Origin of the sequence: Polynucleobacter sp. MWH-UH23A (genome assembly GCF_040409805.1) — a bacterium.
In the GTDB taxonomy this organism is placed as follows: domain Bacteria; phylum Pseudomonadota; class Gammaproteobacteria; order Burkholderiales; family Burkholderiaceae; genus Polynucleobacter.
Map to the genome: position 1 here is coordinate 1,934,939 of NZ_CP099572.1, position 18,922 is coordinate 1,953,860.

Genomic DNA, 18,922 nt, shown 5'->3' on the forward strand with positions numbered 1-18,922 from the left:
GGTTTATTTATTTTGTGCTCCCAACAAAACAATCTTCATCCGATCCATAGCGAGATATTTTTGAAAGGCTGCAGTCACTTGATCTAAGGTAACTGCTTCTACCTGCCTGGTCCAGACCTCCATCGTATCCAAAGGTAGATCATTCCAAACAATCGAAGAAACGTTGTCCAATAATTTTCGATTGTTGTCTATTCGTAATGGATAACCATTGACTAAATTTGCTTTAGCAGCAACTAACTCAGAATCCGTTGGGCCCTTGGTGATGAAATTTGCAATCGTCTCGGTCATGACCTCAAGAGCCATAGACCCCTGATCACTCTTAGTCTGCAAGCCCGCCTGAAAAATGCCAACATCTTTTCCAGGAGAAAAATAGCTAAAGACGCTATAGGCTAAACCACGCTTCTCACGTACCTCCGCCATCAATCGTGATACAAAACCTCCGCCCCCCAAAATGTAATTACCTACCAATAGAGGAAAGTAATCTGGGTTACTACGCGTAACAGCAGTCATTCCCATGGCGATGTGAGCCTGTTGAGAATCAAATGGAATAGTGACCTGACGCTCAGCTAATGGCTCTACAGGAGAGCGCTGCAATTGCGGGAGCGCAGGAATAACTGCGCCAGATTGAGGAACCCTCTTTAATAAACCTTGCACAATCTCATTTGCTTGCGCCTGATTAACATCCCCAACAATATTGACGATCATGCGATCGCCTCGATAAAAGCGCTTATGAAACTGCGCGAGCTCAGCAGAAGTGATTGAAGAAACCGATTTAACCGATGGGCTCTCTGCTAAAGGATACTTACCGTAAACCATAGACTTAAAGCGACGTTCCAAGACATATTCTGGCTTTGTCTCCGCCTCAAGCAAGCTTGTAATGGTGCGCTGCTTTTCACGAGCAACTATATTGGCATCGTAAGTTGGTGCACTCAACATAGCGGCGGCAAGCTGGACTGCTCGATCACGTAAGTCTTTTCTGCTCAAACTACGAATACGCAAAATGGCACGTTCGCCACTGACTGAGAAGCTAATATTCGCCCCAAGATCAGCAATCTCATCAGCAATTTGCGCTTCACTTAAAGGGCCTTTTTCACCTCGAGCGCCATAGGTCATTAGGCCAGCGGTTAAATCCGCCAGACCACTTTTGCCCGCAGGATCGTAGCGATCACCAGCGTCAATACTGACCTCAATATCCACCATCGGTAAAAACTTGGTTTGCACAAGATACGCTTTTGCACCTTGGAAAGACTCTAATTTTTCAATAGGCAAAGTCGCACAAGCATTAGTCAGCAAGCCGAAAATTGATAAAAAAAGAATAGATATTTGCTGAAGGAGTCTCATGGCTTGCCCACTTTATCGCCTGATTTACGAGCCTGTGGATCTAATATGGCAATTGTTAATTGATCATCCACTAAGTATTTTTTAGCGACGGCTTGCACCTGCTCAGGAGTAATCGATTGCATTCGTTCCAACATAGAATCGATTTCTCTCCAAGAAAATCCAGCCATTTCTGTCCCACCAATTTCCATTGCCTGACCAAAAATAGAATCGCGCTTATAAATTTGATCAGAAAGAATCCGAACTTTAATACGCTTGAGCTCAGACTCTAAAATACCGTTTTTCTTAATCTCATTAAGTGCTTTGCGAATGCTCGATTGCGCTTGCTCTATTGTCTTTCCCTTAGCAAGGGTGGCGCTAATCACAAATAACGCTGGACCTCGAGAAATCATGTCATATCCAACACCAATATCATTCACTACTTTTTCTTGCTTTACTAAGCTTCGATTGAGGCGCGCATTGTCATAACCGTCCAAGACCGCTGTTAATAACTCAAGCGCATATGAATCTGGCTCATCAAGCTTGCCTGGCTCAAGTCGAGGAACCTTCCAGGCCATAGTGAACTGAGCGCTATCCGCCGGAGCCTTTACTTGGACTTGCTTCATCCCTCTCTGTACTGGCTCAATTTGTGGTTTACGAACAGGAAGTTCTTTGGCAGATACAGCGCCGTAATATTTTTCTACGATCGCCAACACCTGCTGAACATCCACATCACCAGCAATGACTACAGTCGCATTATTTGGCTTATACCAACTACGATACCAATCGCGCGCATCTGAAGCTGTCATGTTTTGTAAATCATTCATCCAGCCAATAACTGGATGACGATAAGGAGAACTCATAAATGCAGTTGCCATTAGGGCTTCGTTTAGCAAACTACTCGGATTATCTTCTGTTCTTAGGCGACGCTCTTCCATCACTACTTGGATTTCTTTTAGGAATTCAGCATCGTCAAAATTTAAGTTAGACATGCGATCAGCCTCTAACTTGATCACCTCTTCTAATTTTGATTTTTCTACTTGTTGAAAATAGGCTGTATAGTCGCGCGAAGTAAAGGCGTTCTCACGCCCACCAACTGCAGCAACCAAACGCGAGAATTCCCCCGCCTTTACCTTGTCAGTCCCTTTAAACATCATATGCTCAAGAACATGGGCAACACCTGTTCTGCCATTTGTCTCGTCCATAGAGCCCGCACGATACCAAACCATATGCGCAACAGTCGGCGCCCGGTGATCTTCGCGCACAATCAACTTGAGACCGTTGCTTAGTTGAAATTCATGTGTATCCGATGGATTTTTATCTGCCGCCCAAGAAAATTGAGTAAACAGCAAGAATAGGAAAGAAATTCGGAGTAAATTGGAACGCATCTGCTAAATCACCATATCCCAAGAATTAAATTGATAAGATGCAAGGATTAAATTGTATCGATTATGTTTGGATTACGTAAAACCCTAGGATCTCTATTTAAATCAAGCAAATTAGATGATGCTTGGTTTGATCATTTGGAAGAATCACTCATTCAGAGTGATGTGGGTTTGCCTACGACCGAACAATTAATGGCTAAGCTGCGCAAAGCCGCTAAATCGGAAAAAGCATCTAGCGCACAAGAGCTACAAGCATTGCTAGTTCAAGAGGTTACAAGCTTATTACAAAGTCTTGAGCCTAGCCCGAATCCTTTATTTACAAGCACTTCAAGCCATATTCCTGAAGTATGGCTAGTAGTTGGCGTCAATGGCGCAGGCAAAACAACCACTATTGGAAAGCTTTGTAAGCTCTTTCAATCTCAAGGCAAATCGGTGCTACTGGCAGCAGGTGATACCTTTCGAGCTGCTGCACGAAATCAATTGCAAGAATGGGGTGGACGCAACCAAGTTGACGTTATTACTCAAGAGGGCGGGGATGCAGCAGCTGTTGCACACGATGCAATTCACTCTGCAGTCTCTCGCAAAAATGATGTTCTGATTATCGACACTGCAGGTCGCCTTGCCACTCAAGACCATCTGATGGAAGAGCTCAAGAAAGTCAAAAGAGTGATTGGCAAAGCCCTTCCTGGAGCACCTCACCATACCCTTCTAGTTCTAGATGGCAATACCGGACAAAATGGCTTAAGCCAAGTAAAGGCATTTCATGCTGCTCTGGGCCTTACTGCAATCATCGTTACCAAGCTTGATGGCACCGCTAAAGGGGGTGTTATTTGCGCCCTAGCCCAAACCCTCAAAGATGGCCCCAAACCAGCAATCTTGGCACTCGGTAAGGGTGAGGGAATTGATGATTTAGCCCCATTCAAAGCAGGGCAATATTCCTCTGAATTATTCAATTAATTCAATAACTTACAACCACTAGAAACCATTAGCACTCTATTGACAAGAGTGCTAAAATGTAAATCTATTAACACCTCATATTTATATAAAGAAAAATGGTTCAAAAGAAATCTGACAAACCGAATTTGCAAAGGCTGCCTGTAGCGCAGGCTGCAGCGGCGTCCGCATTTCCAATGCTGCCATCCCTTGGGGTTGGCACACTCGATTCTTACATCGCGTACGTAAATCGCGTACCGATGCTTAGCGCTGCGGAAGAGTTACATCTTGCGCAGGAGTTTCGTCGCACTGAAAATGTGGAAGCTGCAAAAACATTAGTGCTCTCACATTTACGCTTAGTTGTCTCTATTGCTCGTCAATATCTTGGTTATGGCATTCCGCATGCCGATCTCATTCAAGAGGGCAATGTTGGCCTCATGAAAGCAGTGAAGCGTTATGACCCCAGCAATGGCGCCCGCTTAGTCTCTTATGCAATCCATTGGATCAAAGCGGAAATTCATGAGTACATCCTCAAAAATTGGCGCTTGGTAAAAACAGCAACAACCAAAGCACAGCGTAAGTTGTTCTTTAATTTACGTAGCAATAAGCCTACCTTGAATTCGCTAACTACAGCGGAAGTAGATGCACTCGCAAAAGCTTTGGATGTCAAAGGCTCTGACGTTAAAGAAATGGAAATGCGTCTTGCTGGTGGCGATATTGCGCTTGAAGGCGATGACATCGATGATGAGGCAGCTTATGCCCCAATTCAGTGGCTTGCCGATAACAGCCAAGAACCAACTGAGCGCATTGCTAGCGCTCAAGCCGAGGCATTACAAGGCCCCAAGCTTGATCAAGCCCTAATGGCTCTTGATGAGCGCAGTCGCAATATCGTTCAATCTCGCTGGCTAGCAATGGATGCGGATGGTAACGGCACCAAGACCTTGCATGATCTTGCCGAGGAGTATGGTATTTCTGCTGAGCGGGTTCGCCAAATTGAAACGGCAGCGCTCAAAAAGATGCGCGGTCTGCTTGAGGCAGCCTAATTAAAAGGGTTTTTTACAGAACCCTTTTAATTACTTCATTAGTTCTTTCAAATCATGTGCCAAGGTCTCTGGGCCTTGCGCATGCTTAATGTAAAGACGTAAACGTCCCTCTGGATCAAAGACGTAACTGCCTGCCATATGATCCATCGTGTACGAGCCCGGACTCTTCCCCGGCACTTTCTTGTAATAAATTTTGAAGTCCTTCGCCACCTTTTCTAAGGCAGCCTCATCTGCTGGACGCAATCCCAAAAAGCGGGAATCAAAAGAGGGGACATACTGCTTCAAAATTGCCGCAGTATCGCGCTCAGGGTCAACAGTAACAAACAAGACCTGCACCTTATCAGACTGTGGGCCCAACAAACTCATCACTTGCTGCATCTCCGTTAATGTTGTTGGACAAACATCAGGGCATTGGGTATAGCCAAAGAACATGACTACAACCTTGCCATTGAAATCAGCCAATGTTCTGACATTTCCATCGGGATCGAGCAAGCTGAAGTCTTTTCCAAATGCGGTGCTGCCAGTGATATCGATATTTTTAAACTCTGGCTTTGGGCTACATGCGACCAAAATCATTGCCATAGCAGCAATCAAAAAACTACGTAATGCAAACATATTCATTCCAAATGATCTCAAAGGAAATAGTGATCTATTAGCAATGCTGCAAAGAGCAAGGATAAATAGGTGATAGAAAAGCGAAATGTCTTTTTAGCCAAAGCATCGCTATATGAGATAAATAGAGCAATCACATATGCTAAAAATATCAATCCCAATATCACGGCTGAGACCAAATACACCATGCCACTCATCCCGTAAATATAGGGCAGCAAGGTTGCCGCAATCAGAATCAAGGTATAGAGCAAAATGTTCAACAAGGTAAAACGCTCACCATGCGTTACAGGCAGCATTGGTAAACCTGATTGCACATAATCATCGCGACGATATAAGGCAAGCGCCCAAAAATGCGGTGGTGTCCAAACAAAAATAATCAATACCAGAAGCCATGCTTCGGCCGAGAGACTATTAGTGACCGCGGCCCAACCCAAAGCAGGTGGCATTGCCCCCGAAAGCCCACCAATCACAATATTTTGGGGTGTTGCTGGCTTTAACAGCCAGGTATAAATCACTGCATAACCAACAAAGGTGGCTAATGTCAACCACATTGTCAGTGGATTACAAAAATTCCACAAAATTATCATTCCGAGAGAACCAAGAATGATCGAAAAAAGAACAATATGAAACGGTGTTACTTCACCGGTAGCCGAAGGGCGCCATGAAGTACGTTTCATCTTGGCATCTACTGCCTGCTCTATTAGGCAATTCATGGCAAAAGCCGCGCCCGCCAACAACCAAATACCAACTATTCCGCCGAAGAGGACGGGGTAAGGCACCATCCCTGGGGTAGCCAAGAACATACCAATCACGGCACAAAAAACGGCGAGTTGAGTCACTCTAGGTTTAGTTAAAACCCAGTATTGACGCCAACGTGGCATAGCCTGTTGCTCGCCTGTGTTTGTTATGCTCATAGGGGCTTCCAAGAAGTCCAATAACCAATTCTGACCATGCAGAATACCAAAGCGGCAGAACCTGCTGTATGCATCAGGGCAGCAACTAAGGGCCACTGGAAAACCACATTTGAAATCCCAGTAATAATCTGTAACGCAAGCAGGCCAACCAAGAGCTTAGCAAAACGATTCAAACTCTCTGTTGCTGGGTTTGACTGTCGTAATACCCGCCAAGCTAAAACCGAAAGCACTAGCAAGACCAAGCATGCAAAGAGACGATGCGCCCAATGAATGGTTTGTAAGGCTACTGGGGAAATAAATTCGCCTTGCGCATTCAAGCCAAGCTGACGCCATAGCGTAAAGCCTTCTTGCCAGTTAGTTTCAGGCCAAACCGAACCAAGACAAGTAGGAAAATCTGGGCAAGCCAACACTGCGTAATTGGTACTCACCCAAGCACCTAAAAATATTTGACAAAAGAGAATAACAAAAGCCGTTAACCATAAAAAACCAGGAACAGGTCTTACCCGCAGCATTCGTACTGATGAATTTTTTTCAACCCAAATTTGTTGGGCATAGGTAGTTAAAGCGGCCAATAAAAATAATGCCAAGATTAAGTGAAGGCTAACAATAATGGGCTGTAATTTTAGGGTCACCGTCCAAGCACCAAAGGCACCTTGAATACAAACCAACAACAGCAAACCCAAGCTACCTAGTAGCGGGCCTTTGCCCAAAGACCTCAACTTAGTAAATGCCACCCCCACCTGCACCAAAATAAGAGCGCCAACAGTCATCGCCAAATATCGGTGAATCATTTCAATCCATGCCTTCATTACCGTAACGGGACCATCGGGCAAAAGATGTTCGGCCTGCTTAATGTCTCCAAGAGCATGTAGGGGATTAGAGCTTCCATAGCAACCAGGCCAGTCAGGACAACCCAGACCAGAATCAGTCAAACGGGTAAAGGCACCAAAAACAATTAAGTCAAAAGTCATAAATACCAAGACCCAATTGAGCTTTTGAAAGAAGTTATAACCAGGCTTCGTCCACAAATAGGCGAGCGGCAATCCCGCAAATACGATTGCAATTAAAGCCAATTCCAAATGTAAGATAAAACTGGGCATTACAAATTCTCGCCCTTGTGGTTTAACTTCAGGAGCTTTTCTAGATCTTTCTTCATGCCAGCAAACTCTTTAGGGGAGTTTGTTACTGGGAAGTACATCATTTTTGCAGGGCTTGGGTCTACTAACTGAATTTGCTGACCCGCACCCTCTTTATTAAGCCATGCCTCAAAGTCAGAACGAAGTTTAGGATCTGAGGGAAAAGAGACAATTTTGAAGCCTGCCGCTTTTTCGTCATACGCTTTTATGACTTCTGGATCAACAGGCTGACCATCTGTGTTAACCCATAGGAGCTGTAGACGACTTCCCTCTCTCCCCATGGCAACCTTTACTTGACGCATCAAAAATAAGGCCTCAATACATTTCTCATCCCCAATCTTGCATTCGCCAGCAGGACGTGCGATTAAAAGACTCCACTTACCTTTAGTGGTCGTATCGAGCCATGCCGTATTGAATTCTTGAGCCGGGTAAACCAGAGTGCCTAAATTGGTTTTACCGCCCGCAGGCTTAATTACGTAGTACGTAAAATAGGATGCAATTACTGGGGAGGCGCAAGCCAACAGTAACAACAGCATCTGAATACGACCACGACGGGTACGTGCATTGATAGCATCTGAATCTACCTGTGATGCTGGTATCAATAAATCTTTATCGCTCACTCTCAATCCCCATGTGCTGCACTTTGTCGCCAATATTGACGCAAACCGCCAGCTAACCAAAATACAAAGCCCGCAAATGCTAATGCAAACCACTGGAAGGCATAAGCATAATGGCGATCAACCCCAGTTGTCAGAGGGACCCATTCTCGGACTAGACCATCAGCAACCCCAGTTTCCTCTAAACGCAAAATAAAGGGTGTTTGTAACCAGCCATGAAGTTGGCCTTCTCGCACTAAATCAAAATTTTGCACAATACGGGGTTTATTTATATCCACATTTAGATCCTCGGAACCTAATGCATACACCTTTCCGGGATGAGCAAAAACGATACCCTCAATATTCAAGGTCCCGACGGGAGTCTCAATGCTTGGCAATATCTCTCGATTCTCGTGATTACGTGGTGCCCAACCTCGATTGACCCAAAGCACCTCATCACGACCCTCCAGCAGAAAAGGCATCATTACATAGAAGCCGGCTTGTGCAGCCGCTCCAGCACCACCCGCGGGAACAGGTTGCGGACGATTGTCTAGCCAAACAGCAGCCTCAGGAATATATTTACCGCGAGCAATCATGCGACGCTCACTGGCCTCTTCTAAAGTCCACGAATGAGTATTTGCATTCAATATCGGCATCTGCTGACGGGCCAACAAATTGGCAGCCAAAGCAATCTTCCCGTGTGCCCTGCCAACCTGCCAAATTCCAGCCCCACAACCAATAGCAACCACCAATAAGGCTGATACAGTAGCAACTACACGCTTTACTACCAAGGCATCGAAGAGACTGTTTTTACGATTCAAGATAAGGATTTGAAATGAAGTGGATTATTCCAATTGTCCTACTAATGATTGTTTTTAGCCTAGGATCAGCTTTGTATTACATGATGAAAGATCGTGGCAATAGCTCTCGAATGGTTCACTCACTGATGCTACGTATTGGCTTATCAATTGCCCTATTCCTGGGAATTTTGCTGGCCCATTACTTTGGGGTAATCGAGGCAACGGGAATCAAAGTGGGAACCAACTAAGCTAACAACAAACAAGTGTGCTTAAAACTGAATCGGGGCTTACAAGCCCCGATTTTTATTTATCTTACATCCAGTAAACAGCGATGTACAAACCAAGCCATACGACGTCAACAAAGTGCCAATACCAAGCGGCACCTTCAAACGCAAAATGATGCTTAGCTGTAAAGTCACCACGAATCATACGGCGCAAAACAATCGCCAACATCGTGCCACCAAGGAAAACGTGAAAGCCGTGGAAACCAGTCAACATGAAGAATGTAGAGCCATAAATGCCTGAAGTCAGCTTCAAATTCAACTCATGATATGCATGGTAGTACTCGTACACTTGGAAACCCAAGAAAATAGCGCCCAAACCAACAGTAGCAGCCAAGCCAATGATGGCTTTCTTCATGTGATTTTCAACCAATGCATGGTGAGCGATAGTAATCGTTACACCAGAGCTCAAGAGCAACAAAGTATTGACTGTTGGAATTGGCCAAGGACCCATGGTCGTAAATTTCTCAACCAAACCAGCAGGACCGTCATTTGGCCAAACCGCCTGAAAATCAGGCCAAATCAATTTGCTCTCGACATCACCCATCCAAGGCATCGCGATGTTGCGAGCATAGAAAAGGGCCGCAAAGAATGCGCCAAAGAACATAATTTCAGAGAAGATGAACCAAGCCATAGACCAGCGATAAGAGATGTCTACGTTGACACCGTTCTTGCCAGCATTGGATTCTGCAATCGTGTCGCCAAACCAGTTATAGAGAACGTAGAGAACAAATGCAACGCCCGCGAGCGTCAAAGGCCCGCCCCACGAGGCGTGATTTACCCATCCAGAAATACCAAAGCCAAAAGCAATTAAGCCAAAAGCTGCCATTGCTGGATGTCTAGATAGTCCAGGGACGAAATAGTATGGGGTTGAATTGGATGACATCTTATTCTCTCTATTCAATCAAAAAATAATCAATGGGACACAACTACTTTCACTATCAACAGGAGCACTCCCATAAAAATCAGGGCACCAATAACTCCTGCAATGATAATGTGCACAAAACTCAATGAAGCAACATCTTCCTGCAAACCAGACTTCTTACGCACACCTAAAAAGCCCCACATCACGGCTTTCATAGACTGCATAAAACTACCTTTCTTTTTCATGATGCCAGCCTTGATTTAGGAGCTGGTGGCGTACCACCTAAACCCAACTCAAAGAAGGCGTATGACAAAGTAATTGTTTTTACATCATCCGGTAAACCCGCATCTATTACAAAGACTACCGGCATCTTTTTTGTTTCTTTTGCTGCTAACGTTTGCTCCTGGAAGCAAAAGCACTCTAATTTAGTAAAGAACTCCGTTGCACTTTTAGGCGCATAACTTGGTATTGCTTGAGCGCGTACTGGGCGATTCTGATTATTGGTTACTTCATAAACAATCTCTGTCATTTCACCAGGGTGCACTTCTAAAAAATTCTTTACTGGCTTAAAGGTAAACGGGCCACGGCTATTCGAATCAAACTCAATAGTTACTGTACGAGCATAGTTAACTTGCGTATTGCCAACCTTATTAGGACTGAAGGCTCTAACACCATAATCATTCTTACTTGTTACTACATTAATTCCAGTGACCTCACACAAGGCCTTATACATCGGAACCAACGCATAACCAAAACCAAACATCATCACAGCCGCAATTAAGAGCTTCAACAAAATTTGACGATTTAGCGCTTGATCTACAACCATTTCTACAAGGGATTAACCCAACAAACTCCGTTTAATCAAAATACCAATAAAAAATGTCACTACGATACTCACGAGAATCAAGCCCATCCTACGATTGTTCGCAGCTAGGGCTTGCTTCCTTGAATTATTAAATTCCTGCTTCACGCATTTGCTCTGCACTAGGCGGATTCTCAAAAGTGTGATGTGGCGCTGGTGAAGGCACGGTCCACTCAAGACCCTTCGCACCATCCCATGGCTTCATTGGAGCTTTTTCGCCTTTGCCGTTATATGCAGGCAGCACAACGAAGAGCAAGAAGTAAACCTGCGCCAAACCGAAGCCCAATGCACCGATAGATGCAATCGCATTAAAGTCAGCAAACTGAGTAGGATAGTCAGCATAGCGACGTGGCATACCCGCTAGGCCCAAAAAGTGCATTGGGAAGAAGGTGATATTGAAGAAAATCATAGAAGCCCAGAAATGGATCTTGCCGCGTGTTTCGCTAGCCATGAAGCCAGTCCACTTTGGACACCAGTAATAGAAGCCAGCAAACATGGCAAACAATGAACCCGCTACCAATACATAGTGAAAGTGGGCAACGATGTAGTAAGTATCTTGAATGCCGATGTCAATTGGAGCCATTGCGCAAATCAAACCAGTAAAGCCACCCATGGTGAAAACGAAGATAAAGCCGATGGCCCACAACATCGGGGTTTCAAAGGTCATCGAACCCTTCCACATCGTTGCAACCCAGTTGAAAATCTTCACGCCTGTTGGAACAGCAATCAACATCGTTGCATACATAAAGAACAGTTGCCCTGTTACTGGCATGCCAGTTGCAAACATGTGGTGAGCCCAAACGATGAATGACAAGATTGCAATCGATGCAGTTGCATAAACCATTGAACTGTAACCAAACAATGTCTTTCTAGAGAAAGCAGGAACGATTTCACTAATGATTCCGAATGCTGGAAGAATCATGATGTAAACCTCTGGGTGACCAAAGAACCAGAAAATATGCTGGAACATAATTGGGTCACCACCGCCAACTGCGGAGAAGAATGAGGTACCGAAATGACGGTCAGTCAGAACCATGGTAATTGCGCCAGCCAACACTGGCATCACAGCAATCAACAAGTAAGCAGTGATCAACCATGTCCAGCAGAACATTGGCATCTTCATCAATGTCATGCCAGGTGCGCGCATATTCAAAATGGTTACGATGATATTGATCGAACCCATGATTGAGGAGGCACCCAATAAGTGGAGGGCAAAAATAGCCATATCCATGCCAGGACCCATCTGTGAGGTCAATGGAGCATAGATAGTCCAGCCACCTGAGGGAGCACCACCAGGAACAAGGAATGAACTCAATAGCAATGTTGCTGCCACAGGAAGAATCCAGAAACTAAAGTTGTTCATGCGGGCAAATGCCATATCTGATGCGCCGATTTGCAAAGGCACCATCCAGTTAGCAAAACCAACGAAGGCCGGCATAATCGCACCGAACACCATCACGAGGCCGTGCATAGTAGTGAGTTGATTAAAGAACTCTGGGCGCAGGAACTGCAAACCAGGTTGGAATAATTCCAAACGAATTCCCAATGCCATTACGCCACCTGCCAACAAACTGACAAATGAGAAGATCAAATACATCGTACCGATGTCTTTGTGGTTGGTTGCAAACAACCAACGACGCCAGCCGTGTGGCGTGTGATCATCATGCGCGTGGTCGTGTGCGTGATCGTGGGTAGTAGAGACTGTGCTCATGGATTACTCCGGTTTCGTTTTATCTGTATTAGTTAATCTGAATTAGTTGCCGCCGCGTGCGGTAATAATTTCTTGGGTCTGAATGACTTCACCCGTCTTATTACCCCATGAGTTACGGGTATAGGTAATGACTGCAGCAATATCGCCATCAGAAATTACGCCAGCCCACTTAGGCATCGCACCTTTACCATTTAGCAAAATATTGAATTGGCCAGCTTTAGGACCATTCACTACTTTGCTGCCATCCAACGCAGGGAAAGCGCCAGCACCTTTTCCATTTGGCTGGTGGCATGCGGCACAGTTAGCAGCGTAGACTTTCGCACCACGCTCTTTCTGCTCGTCCAATGTATAAACCTTGGAAGGATCATCACCTGCAGCACCCATTTCTTTTTTCTTCTGAGCAACCCAAGCGGTGTAGTCATCTTGTGAAACTACTTTGACAACGATTGGCATAAACGCATGCTCTGCACCGCACAATTCAGAACACTGGCCGCGGAATGTGCCGATAGTTTCTGCCTTGAACCATGTATCACGAACAAATCCTGGAATCGCATCTTGCTTAACACCAAATGCTGGGATAGTCCACGCATGGATAACGTCATTTGCAGTAGTGATCAAACGAATTTTCTTGCCAACTGGTACAACCATCTCGTTATCCACTTCCATCAAATAGGTATTTGATTTTGGTGCAAGGTTGTTGATGGCTTCGCGTGGAGTAGAAAGAGTGGATAAGAAACTAATGCCTTCGCCTTCGCCCTTAATGTAGTCGTAACCCCATTTCCACTGATAACCTGTTGTCTTAATGGTGATATCGGAGTTGGTAGTATCTTTCATCGCCACAACTGTTTTCGTTGCAGGCAAAGCCATACCAATAACAATTAATAATGGAATGACTGTCCATACAATTTCAACTAATGTGCTCTCGTGGAATGATGCTGACTTATGTCCGAGTGATTTGCGATGTTTCAAAATCGAATAGAACATCACACCGAAGACACCCACAAAAATCAATGCGCAAATAACAAGCATCATCCAATGTAACCAGTGGATTTCTTGCATGATTTTGGTTGCTGGGGCAGCGAAATTCAGCTGGTTTACAGCTGGGCCGCCAGGCATGTTTTCTGTTGCATAAGCAAAAGCAGTGCCAAAGGCTGCTACTAAATAGAGCGATGCCCTAGTGACTTTTCCAAATAAATTCATCTTATTCTCTGTTTATTGTCGCGGGCACTGCAGCAAAAAACGCCACAAAATGCCCAAAATGCGGTCTCAAGCCAATACATCCAGCGGTGATTATAGGGTTAATTAGACTCAACAACAAACAGGGATAACCCCCCTACACCCAATCTTGGTGTAGCTTAAAATGATAGTAAGTACTTACACTTAATGAGAATCTGTCCTAGTCTTGAGCCCAATTTGATTTACGTCAATATAAGCAACGCTATCTTGTGATTTAGAAAGGTGTTTTCCAAGGACCCAGGCATGTCCATAAACTACCTCTAAGGTCAGTTTTTGGGGCAAATTGCTTATTTCAGCCTCTAAATGAGAGTTTGCATTTGCCAACTTCAAAGCCTCCACATCCCCCAATAAAAGCTTGGGCTCCTTGTAATCCAGAGTCAAATACTCCATATCCATTACAGGGTCAGAAAATCGCTCCGCCACCAAAGCATCGCCTAAATCATGCATATCCCAAGGACTTCTTAAATTTTTGAGCTGTAGGGCGCCACACTGCATTGCACGCAATTCTTTTCCAGTGTCAGGCCCAAGATAGCTAAATACAACGAGGCCACCCTCACGCAAAACACGCCAACACTCTCGCAAAAACAATTTGGGATCTGTTAAGTCCTGCAGCAATAAATTACTAAAAACTAAATCTACAGAATTGTCAGGGATATCAAATTTATTAGAAGCATAAAGTTGTGCAATTGAACTTGTTTTTACACCTCGAAATATTGATTGCCAACTTGCACGAACTTTTACAACCCACAATTGCAGTCTTGAGGATCCGTCCTCAATGACACTATGAATGCGAGCATGTGGAAAACGCTTTGCTAATATCGCTTGATGATTTCCTGGATAGTCTGGAGTCACCAAAATATCCCGAACATCCAGCTTCACGATGTCGAGCTTTTGCAGCATACGATCTGCGATTTCATCTTGTAACCATCTGATGGATTGGGTCATTAGCTCAGTATACTCAGCGCCCCATGCGAATTCTAGATAATCTTATTCAATCGTTCAGCAATTCGGTCTTACCAACGGCATGTATCGTTTGCCAACAATATCAATCCGCAGGCATTTGCACTCAATGCCTGCAAATGATTTATTACAACTGTCTTTTGCAATATGAATGCTGCCATCTCTGTGGAATTCCATTGCAATCTGCAGAGATTAAGCAACAGAAGTGCAATGCTTGCATTGCAGAAGCGCCCTGGTTTGATCAAACGATTTGCCTTGATCGTTATGACGGCCTCCTTCAAGAAGCGCTCCATCAATTTAAGTATCAAAAGCGTCTTGCATGTGCTCATGGACTTAGCGAGATTTGGAATACAGTACTTGCAAACGAAATTGACGATCGATCGATCGATTATTTACTACCCGTTCCGCTAAGTCAGAAAAAGCTACTTGCTCGTGGCTTTAACCAAAGTTGGGAGCTTGCAAAAAGAATTGAATGTGGAAAACATCTAAAGAAACTACCCCATGCTCTAAAACGATTTCACCATGTAGAGGATCAAGCAGCTAAAAATTATTCTGCGCGACAACATGACATACGCCAGATGTTTTATATTGATACAAAAGATGTCAAAAAACTTGAAGGTAAATCTATTGCAGTTTTTGATGACGTTATGACAAGCGGGGCGACACTCAATGAGATCGCACGCACGCTCAAGATGGTCGGGGTGGCTCGAGTCAGCAATTGGGTCCTATTAAGAACAACTAAACTGAGCCTATAAGCCGAGCTCATGAGCTACTTAAAGTAAAGAATTCGTATGTTTAATATCGTTTTATTTGAACCAGAAATCCCACCCAACACTGGGAACATCATTCGCCTATGCGCCAATACAGGGGCAAAACTTCACCTGATAGAGCCGCTAGGATTTCCAATGGAAGATGCAAAATTACGACGCGCTGGATTGGACTATCACGAGTTTGCAAGCATTGCAGTTCATCGAAACTGGGCTGAGTTTCTCAAAAATGAATCTCCTAAACCACAACATTTATTTGCCTTAACCACTAAAGGTAGCGGAAAGTTTCATGAAGGTAAATTTCAAGCGGATGATTACTTTATTTTTGGCTCTGAAACAAAAGGTATTACCGATGAGGTTCGGAGTTCAATTCCAACCGAAAATCAATTGCGCCTAGCAATGAAAGACAATAGTCGCAGTCTAAATCTTTCTAATACTGTAGCAATTGTTGTTTATGAAGCATGGCGCCAAAATGGATTTATAGGCGGCAAATAAAAACAATTAATTACGATTCAATTTTAGGATCGCGTCCCATTAATTTTTTGACAGCGTCTTGTGCTTGAAGTTTGCCTGCCAGTACATCACCCATCATGGTGGTGATAGGCATCTCAACGTTTAATCGCTTAGCAAGATCTCCTACAGCGGCGGCACACAAGACACCCTCTGCGACGTGCCCCAAGTTCGCCAAAATTTCATCTAAAGACTTACCTGATGCCAGCTCAAGGCCAACTCGACGATTGCGAGAAAGGTTTCCTGTCGCAGTCAAAATTAAATCTCCAACGCCCGTAAGTCCCATGCAGGTTTCTGATTTACCGCCCGCAGCTTTAACTAAACGCATCATTTCAGCCAAGCCACGAGTTAAGACTGCTGCACGTGCGTTCAAGCCGAGATCTAGGCCATCACCAATACCAGCGGCAATCGCTAAAACATTCTTAACAGCGCCGCCTAGCTCAACACCAATCAAATCATCACTTGAATAAACGCGCATATTGCCATGATGAAAAGCGGCCTGAACAATTTTGCACAGACGCTCAGATGGGCTGGCAACTGTTAGCGCACAAGGCATTCCAGAACCAACCTCGTGGGCAAAACTTGGTCCTGATAATGCACCATATGCATGCTGGATGCCGCGACTATGGAGTCGATCTTCACGCTCAACCACTTGATGTGGCAACAGGGCTGTTGTTGGCTCCAAACCTTTGCATAGCCAAACAATATTTAATGAATGATCGGCTATCTTCAGAACCCGTGCAATAGTTTCTGACAAACCCAACATAGGAGTCGCGATTACCAAAAGATCATCTACCCCCAGTCTTTTTACTGCCGCATCAAAATCACTTTCGAGGTGAAGATTCTTTGGCAAAGAAATGCCAGGTAGGTAGGCATGGTTTTCGCCGCTTTGAGCAATTGCTCTTAGCTGATCTGCGCTTCGAGACCATAAACAAACATCTTCTTCACGCAGTTGACGAGCCGCTTGGGAGGCCATTGCCGTCCCCCACGCGCCAGCGCCAAGTAATGTCACTTTCATAATGAGTGACTCAGCCTAGCAAATTTAATTGGGGAGAATGATTTTGCTCTCATCAGCACCATCATTATCAGCGCTGGTTGCGGCCTGTTGTGCCTGCATCAACCTGTGCTCATACATGCCGTGGAAATTAATTTCATTCAAGTGGATTGGCTGGAAGCCAGCACGACTGATCACATCAGCCATATTTGAACGTAAGTATGGATACAAAATGGTTGGGCAAGTGATGCCTAACATCGGATCTATTTGTTCTGCGGGAATGTTATTAAATTCAAAAATGCCGGCTTGATTGGCTTCAACTAAGAACAATACTTTGCCTTCAACTCGCGCTGTCAGAGTAGAGCTCAAAGAGACCTCAAATAATTCGTCATTAATTCTCTTTACCGCAATATCGACTTCAACTTGCACTTGTGGCTCAGCTACTACCAAGAAAATCTCTGGAGCATTTGGCTGCTCAAGAGACAAGTCTTTCAAATAGATTCGCTGAATACGAAATGATGGGTCTTTGGATTCAGAATTTGCAGCACTAGGTGCAGAAGATTGTTCAGTCATTACAAACTTTCTTAATGTTGTATCTATTAAACCAATAATGGATCAAGCTTACCAGCGCGATCTAGAGCTACCAAATCATCATATCCGCCAACATGAATGTCGCCAATATAGATTTGCGGGACAGTTCGTCGCCCAGTTCTTGTCATCATCGTTTCACGTTGGGCTGGATCACGATCAATCAAGATTTTTTCCAAATTAGTCACGCCCTTTTTTACCAATAGCTTTTCAGCCATCACGCAATATGGGCAAACTTGTGTGCTGTACATCGTTACTTGAGGCATATCACTTACCTTGCTTCACTAAAGGAAGAGCGGCAACTTTCCATGCCTGCACTCCACCTTCTAAAAAACCCACTTCAGCAAATCCAAGGCTTTTCGCTTCTGCAAGAGCTTTACGCGAATGAGAGCCGGTATCACACACCAACACTACTGGATGCTTGCGATCTAACTTCATACCCTCAATCGAGGCAGCTAGGCCAGAACGATTGGCTAGTTTTGCACCTGGCAAATGACCAGCCTTATAGGCATCTTCAGAGCGCAAATCAAGAACATATGCCTTGCGACGATTAATCCAAATAGTAGCCTCTGTCGGCGACAAGCCTTTACCGCTGATAAGCGTAGATAATGTAGGTAGGAAAAGCGCGGCGCCCGATATTAGTAAAAGGGCTATAAGCGCTAAATTATCGATTTGCGTGAGAAAGTTCATCATCAGATTATAGAATGGCTCTATGAAACAACTTGTCCTTATTCGTCATGGCGAATCCGCCTGGAACCTTGAAAACCGCTTCACTGGATGGGCGGACGTTGACTTGACCCCAAAAGGCACTGAACAAGCACTAGCAGCTGGTGAAAACCTTCGAAAAGCAGGCTATGAATTTGATATTGCCTACACCTCCGTTTTAAGACGTGCAATTCGTACCCTTTGGCATGTTCAAGACACCATGGACCTCATGTGGATACCAGTAGTCCATAGCTGGAGATTAAATGAGCGACATTACGGTGCACTCACCGGCTTAAACAAAGCAGAGACTGCGGCTAAATATGGCGATGAACAAGTTCATATCTGGCGACGCTCATACGATGTTCGCCCACCACTTCTAGAAAAGGATGATGAACGCAATCCAAAAAATGACACGCGTTACTCTAAGCTCAATCCTTCCGACATTCCTCTTGGTGAGTGTCTCAAAGATAACGTTGAGCGTGTATTGCCACTTTGGAATGAATCCATCGCCCCCGCACTAAAAGCAAACAAGCGTGTATTACTTGTTGCACACGGCAATAGTATTCGCTCTTTAATTAAGTACCTTGACCAAATGTCTGATGAGGCCATCATGGAAGTCAATGTACCGAACGGTGTACCTCTGGTTTATGAATTAGACGATAACCTTAAGCCAATACAACACTTCTACTTGGATTAAACCCTGAAAA

General features: G+C 44.6%; 24 protein-coding genes. 6 read left to right on the forward strand and 18 right to left on the reverse strand.

Annotated elements, in window-relative coordinates; genetic code table 11:
• Positions 1-3: 3 nt before the first annotated feature.
• Both NHB35_RS10040 and NHB35_RS10045 read right to left on the reverse strand, forming a co-directional pair.
• Positions 4-1,341, reverse strand: a complete 1,338-nt coding sequence (locus NHB35_RS10040) for a pitrilysin family protein (RefSeq protein ID WP_353432220.1) — start codon at positions 1,339-1,341, stop codon at positions 4-6.
• Positions 1,338-2,705: a pitrilysin family protein gene (locus tag NHB35_RS10045; protein WP_353432221.1), complete on the reverse strand. Its 1,368-nt coding sequence runs from the start codon at positions 2,703-2,705 to the stop codon at positions 1,338-1,340. Before NHB35_RS10045 ends, NHB35_RS10040 begins: the two co-directional genes overlap by 4 nt.
• A 63-nt stretch (positions 2,706-2,768) precedes the next feature.
• Here NHB35_RS10045 and ftsY point away from each other — a divergent pair, with 63 nt between their 5' ends.
• Together ftsY and rpoH are read left to right on the forward strand one after the other, a co-directional pair.
• On the forward strand, positions 2,769-3,659 hold the full coding sequence (gene ftsY, locus NHB35_RS10050) for a signal recognition particle-docking protein FtsY (protein ID WP_353432222.1): 891 nt from the start codon (positions 2,769-2,771) through the stop codon (positions 3,657-3,659).
• Between the two features lie 95 nt (positions 3,660-3,754).
• The gene (rpoH, locus tag NHB35_RS10055; protein ID WP_353432223.1) at positions 3,755-4,678 is read left to right on the forward strand and encodes an RNA polymerase sigma factor RpoH; all 924 of its coding nucleotides are present in this window, start codon (positions 3,755-3,757) and stop codon (positions 4,676-4,678) included.
• A 30-nt stretch (positions 4,679-4,708) separates the two neighbouring features.
• Here rpoH and NHB35_RS10060 read toward each other — a convergent pair whose 3' ends face one another.
• From NHB35_RS10060 to NHB35_RS10080, 5 genes are read right to left on the reverse strand one after another with little or no spacing between them, the layout of a single operon-like run.
• Positions 4,709-5,299: an SCO family protein gene (locus NHB35_RS10060; protein WP_353432224.1), complete on the reverse strand. Its 591-nt coding sequence runs from the start codon at positions 5,297-5,299 to the stop codon at positions 4,709-4,711.
• A gap of 11 nt (positions 5,300-5,310) precedes the next feature.
• A complete protein-coding gene (gene cyoE / locus NHB35_RS10065; protein WP_353432225.1) occupies positions 5,311-6,204 on the reverse strand; it encodes a heme o synthase in 894 nt (297 codons plus the stop codon).
• On the reverse strand, positions 6,201-7,304 hold the full coding sequence (locus NHB35_RS10070) for a COX15/CtaA family protein (protein WP_353432227.1): 1,104 nt from the start codon (positions 7,302-7,304) through the stop codon (positions 6,201-6,203). Before NHB35_RS10070 ends, cyoE begins: the two co-directional genes overlap by 4 nt.
• The gene (locus NHB35_RS10075; protein WP_353432228.1) at positions 7,304-7,960 is read right to left on the reverse strand and encodes a hypothetical protein; all 657 of its coding nucleotides are present in this window, start codon (positions 7,958-7,960) and stop codon (positions 7,304-7,306) included. Before NHB35_RS10075 ends, NHB35_RS10070 begins: the two co-directional genes overlap by 1 nt.
• 2 nt (positions 7,961-7,962) lie before the next feature.
• Complete coding sequence (locus tag NHB35_RS10080) at positions 7,963-8,757, reverse strand: SURF1 family protein (RefSeq protein WP_353432229.1); 795 nt, start codon at positions 8,755-8,757, stop codon at positions 7,963-7,965.
• Between the two features lie 14 nt (positions 8,758-8,771).
• On the opposite strand from NHB35_RS10080, the gene NHB35_RS10085 reads away from it, so the two are divergent.
• Entirely contained in the window at positions 8,772-8,984 is a 213-nt protein-coding gene (locus tag NHB35_RS10085; protein ID WP_353432230.1) for a twin transmembrane helix small protein, read from the forward strand.
• A gap of 64 nt (positions 8,985-9,048) precedes the next feature.
• Here NHB35_RS10085 and NHB35_RS10090 read toward each other — a convergent pair whose 3' ends face one another.
• The 7 genes from NHB35_RS10090 to NHB35_RS10120 form a co-directional block, all read right to left on the reverse strand.
• Complete coding sequence (locus NHB35_RS10090) at positions 9,049-9,903, reverse strand: cytochrome c oxidase subunit 3 (RefSeq protein ID WP_353432231.1); 855 nt, start codon at positions 9,901-9,903, stop codon at positions 9,049-9,051.
• 29 nt (positions 9,904-9,932) lie between these two features.
• Positions 9,933-10,127: a DUF2970 domain-containing protein gene (locus tag NHB35_RS10095; protein ID WP_353432233.1), complete on the reverse strand. Its 195-nt coding sequence runs from the start codon at positions 10,125-10,127 to the stop codon at positions 9,933-9,935.
• Positions 10,124-10,708, reverse strand: a complete 585-nt coding sequence (locus NHB35_RS10100; RefSeq protein ID WP_353432234.1) for a cytochrome c oxidase assembly protein — start codon at positions 10,706-10,708, stop codon at positions 10,124-10,126. Before NHB35_RS10100 ends, NHB35_RS10095 begins: the two co-directional genes overlap by 4 nt.
• 12 nt (positions 10,709-10,720) lie before the next feature.
• Entirely contained in the window at positions 10,721-10,936 is a 216-nt protein-coding gene (locus NHB35_RS10105; protein ID WP_353432235.1) for a cytochrome oxidase small assembly protein, read from the reverse strand.
• Positions 10,836-12,455: a cytochrome c oxidase subunit I gene (ctaD, locus tag NHB35_RS10110; RefSeq protein WP_353432236.1), complete on the reverse strand. Its 1,620-nt coding sequence runs from the start codon at positions 12,453-12,455 to the stop codon at positions 10,836-10,838. Before ctaD ends, NHB35_RS10105 begins: the two co-directional genes overlap by 101 nt.
• Before the next feature lie 42 nt (positions 12,456-12,497).
• Positions 12,498-13,655: a cytochrome c oxidase subunit II gene (gene coxB, locus NHB35_RS10115; protein ID WP_353432237.1), complete on the reverse strand. Its 1,158-nt coding sequence runs from the start codon at positions 13,653-13,655 to the stop codon at positions 12,498-12,500.
• Positions 13,656-13,835: 180 nt separating this feature from the next.
• On the reverse strand, positions 13,836-14,636 hold the full coding sequence (locus NHB35_RS10120; protein WP_353432238.1) for a class I SAM-dependent methyltransferase: 801 nt from the start codon (positions 14,634-14,636) through the stop codon (positions 13,836-13,838).
• Between the two features lie 23 nt (positions 14,637-14,659).
• On the opposite strand from NHB35_RS10120, the gene NHB35_RS10125 reads away from it, so the two are divergent.
• On the forward strand, positions 14,660-15,406 hold the full coding sequence (locus NHB35_RS10125; protein WP_353432239.1) for a ComF family protein: 747 nt from the start codon (positions 14,660-14,662) through the stop codon (positions 15,404-15,406).
• 36 nt (positions 15,407-15,442) lie between these two features.
• Positions 15,443-15,913 carry a tRNA (uridine(34)/cytosine(34)/5-carboxymethylaminomethyluridine(34)-2'-O)-methyltransferase TrmL gene (gene trmL / locus NHB35_RS10130; protein WP_353432240.1) on the forward strand — a complete coding sequence of 157 codons (471 nt, stop codon included), beginning with the start codon at positions 15,443-15,445 and terminating at the stop codon, positions 15,911-15,913.
• Between the two features lie 10 nt (positions 15,914-15,923).
• Here the strand turns inward: trmL and NHB35_RS10135 are convergent, their stop codons facing one another.
• Genes NHB35_RS10135 through NHB35_RS10150 form a run of 4 tightly spaced genes read right to left on the reverse strand, consistent with a single transcriptional unit; the run spans position 15,924 to position 18,203 of the window.
• Complete coding sequence (locus NHB35_RS10135) at positions 15,924-16,946, reverse strand: NAD(P)H-dependent glycerol-3-phosphate dehydrogenase (RefSeq protein WP_353432241.1); 1,023 nt, start codon at positions 16,944-16,946, stop codon at positions 15,924-15,926.
• Positions 16,947-16,970: 24 nt separating this feature from the next.
• Positions 16,971-17,495, reverse strand: coding sequence for a protein-export chaperone SecB (gene secB / locus NHB35_RS10140; RefSeq protein ID WP_353432242.1), 525 nt, complete (start codon positions 17,493-17,495; stop codon positions 16,971-16,973).
• Positions 17,496-17,521: 26 nt separating this feature from the next.
• Positions 17,522-17,776, reverse strand: a complete 255-nt coding sequence (gene grxC, locus NHB35_RS10145) for a glutaredoxin 3 (protein WP_215390516.1) — start codon at positions 17,774-17,776, stop codon at positions 17,522-17,524.
• A 1-nt stretch (position 17,777) separates the two neighbouring features.
• The gene (locus NHB35_RS10150; protein ID WP_353432243.1) at positions 17,778-18,203 is read right to left on the reverse strand and encodes a rhodanese-like domain-containing protein; all 426 of its coding nucleotides are present in this window, start codon (positions 18,201-18,203) and stop codon (positions 17,778-17,780) included.
• Between the two features lie 19 nt (positions 18,204-18,222).
• On the opposite strand from NHB35_RS10150, the gene gpmA reads away from it, so the two are divergent.
• Positions 18,223-18,912 carry a 2,3-diphosphoglycerate-dependent phosphoglycerate mutase gene (gene gpmA / locus NHB35_RS10155; protein ID WP_353432245.1) on the forward strand — a complete coding sequence of 230 codons (690 nt, stop codon included), beginning with the start codon at positions 18,223-18,225 and terminating at the stop codon, positions 18,910-18,912.
• Positions 18,913-18,922 lie beyond the last annotated feature (10 nt).